General features: G+C 68.7%; 3 protein-coding genes and 1 tRNA gene. 1 reads left to right on the top strand and 3 read right to left on the bottom strand.

Features of this window, described 5'->3' with window-relative positions; genetic code table 11:
• Together AWC02_RS20790 and dcd are read right to left on the bottom strand one after the other, a co-directional pair.
• Positions 1–1237: DUF7159 family protein (locus AWC02_RS20790; protein WP_085130825.1), on the bottom strand; the 1237-nt coding region annotated here is incomplete at its 3' end.
• Between the two features lie 106 nt (positions 1238–1343).
• Complete coding sequence (gene dcd, locus AWC02_RS20785; RefSeq protein WP_085130823.1) at positions 1344–1916, bottom strand: dCTP deaminase; 573 nt, start codon at positions 1914–1916, stop codon at positions 1344–1346.
• A gap of 143 nt (positions 1917–2059) precedes the next feature.
• On the opposite strand from dcd, the gene AWC02_RS20780 reads away from it, so the two are divergent.
• Positions 2060–2133: transfer RNA gene (locus AWC02_RS20780), tRNA-Gly, on the top strand.
• Positions 2134–2211: 78 nt separating this feature from the next.
• On the opposite strand, the gene AWC02_RS20775 is transcribed toward AWC02_RS20780, so the two are convergent.
• A complete protein-coding gene (locus AWC02_RS20775) occupies positions 2212–2406 on the bottom strand; it encodes a DUF3761 domain-containing protein (protein WP_085130827.1) in 195 nt (64 codons plus the stop codon).
• Positions 2407–2420 lie beyond the last annotated feature (14 nt).

Raw genomic sequence — 2420 nt, 5'->3', positions numbered from 1 at the left:
AAGCCGGAAGCGCCGGGGGTGGCGGGGCCGGTGCCACCGGCAAGGGTGCCGGCGCCCGCGGGGCCGGTGCCTCGACGGCAGGCACGGGAGCCCGCGGTGGTGGAGCCGGCTGTCCGGCCGGGGCGGGCGGTGCCGCTGGAGGCGGTGGCGCGGGCGTGACCACCGCGGCCGGCGGAGGCTTTTGCGGGGTGACGATATTGGCCCGCACGTCGGGCCGGTCCTGGTTGGCCGCCCGCATGCCCACCGCCAGCGCGATCGCCAAGCCCAGCACGCCGATCACGAACAGCGCCGCGACGCCGCCGGTGACCAGCATTGGCTTGCGCTCCCGCGGCTGGACACCGGTGCTGAAGTCCAGCATCCGGGAGTCGACCAGGGCGGGATCGTCGGCGACGTCGGGAATCGCACTGTAGGCGAGCGGCTCGTTGTTGGCGGTGGCGTTGTAGTCCACCTCGTCGCCGTAGGCCATACCGGGCGCTGCGGCATAGGCGTAGGCGCCGGCCAGCGCGGGGTCGAGTTCACCGGTGCCCGGGTCCTGCGCCCAGGCCTGCGCCCGGGTGGAGCACGAGAACAGCGGGGCGTGGGCGCTGGCCAGCGCAGCGCCGCGGGCCAGGGCCATGTCCGGTTCCTCCGGCACGCTGACCGGAAGCTGGGTGGCTTTGTCGAGTTCCGGTTTGATCATCGCCACGTTGACACCCGAGCCGACGACGAACAGTCCGTCGGGCTGAGATTCCAGGCGCTGGGCGTTGGCGGCCAGTTCGGTGATCTCGCCGACGGCGCTGTCGTCGTCGGGTGACAACGATTGGCGGTGGATCTCGGAGATCGAACCGTCGTCGGAGTTGACGACGGCCAGGGTGGCGCTCTCCGGCTCGACGAACAGCAGGGCCGTGCGGGCATACCGGGTGGCACTTCCCACCGACTGCGCCAGCGCGGCGGCGGCCAGGAACGCCGACACCAGCATCACGTTCTCGATCTTGCGGCCGGCCAGCGCCTCGCGCAGCGCCATCGCCTCGGCTTCGCTGCTCCAGGTCACGCCGGTGGAGCTGAGCTGGTAGCCGCCTTCGCGGGCACCTTCGTGGGTGCCCAGGATCGCCGACACCGCCCGTTCGGTGGCGGTTTGCGCCCCGTCGGGGATGTCGAAGTCGTCGTGTTCCACGGTGAGCCCGTCGGCGTTCTCGCCTTCCACCAACACCATGCGGACCGCCGAGGGCGCCACCGACACCCCGAGAACGATCTCCACGAAAACCTCCCCTGCTGCTGTTCGGCCCGGTATGCGGGCCTTACCCCTGCCAGGGCTGGCCGAAACCGGCTTCATCGCAGCCGCGGGGCGGCCTGCTATCCGAGGGCTACCCGGACTTGATGAAGTTCTGGTACGAGCGGGACGGCGTCGGCCCGCGCTGGCCCTGATATTTCGACCCTACGCGTGTACTGCCGTAAGGGTGTTCTGCCGGACTGGTCAGGCGCAGCAGACACAGCTGGCCGATCTTCATGCCCGGCCACAGGGTGATCGGCAGATTCGCCACGTTGGACAGCTCCAAGGTGATGTGCCCGGAGAAGCCCGGATCGATGAACCCCGCGGTGGAGTGGGTGAGCAGGCCCAGCCGCCCGAGGCTGGATTTGCCCTCCAGCCGGCCGGCCAGATCTTCCGGCAGCGTGCAGCACTCCAGGGTCGAGCCCAGCACGAATTCGCCGGGGTGCAGCACGAACGGCTCACCGGGCTTGGGTTCGACCAGCGTGGTCAGCTCGTCCTGCTGTTGCGCCGGGTCGATGTGGGTGTAGCGGGTGTTGTTGAACACCCGGAACAGGCTGTCGAGGCGGACGTCCACGCTGGAGGGCTGTACCAGGGCATCGTCGTACGGTTCGATGCCGAGGCGGCCGGCGGCGATTTCGGCCCGCAGATCGCGATCGGAGAGCAGCACCGCACGAGCGTATCCGCTGTACCGCGCCCCGCGGCGGCCAGACGCAGAATGGGACTGAGCGCGCCGCGGGCATGCGATTCTGCGATTGCGTGTGGGGTCGGTGAGCCGCTTGGCGCGAGATGTTAGCCTTCCAAGGCACCAGTGCCGATGTAGTTCAATGGCAGAACATCAGCTTCCCAAGCTGAATACGCGGGTTCGATTCCCGTCATCGGCTCCACTATCTACCAGGCGTTTTATCTCACTAGCTCCCCCGGATCGGGGAGAGGCGCGGTAAGTAGAAGAGCGGGCTCTTACGTCAGTTCGTTAGCCACTCACTGACGCTGCCGTGGCGCGAACACGTCCCGGAGCGATGAGTGCTGTAGGAGTAGTCGCCGTCTCGACACCTTGCGGTCGCGTTCGGCGGCGGGCCGCCTGGGCCGACACCTCCTGAGGGGGACCCGTTTGGTGGTCCAGTCGCTATGCGGCTTGGGGTTGGTGGGTCGAGGTCCACTGTAAGGCGAACTC

The sequence above is a fragment of the Mycolicibacter engbaekii genome, from assembly GCF_002101585.1.
Taxonomy (GTDB): domain Bacteria; phylum Actinomycetota; class Actinomycetes; order Mycobacteriales; family Mycobacteriaceae; genus Mycobacterium; species Mycobacterium engbaekii.
This window is presented reverse-complemented; position numbering and strand designations above follow the sequence as displayed.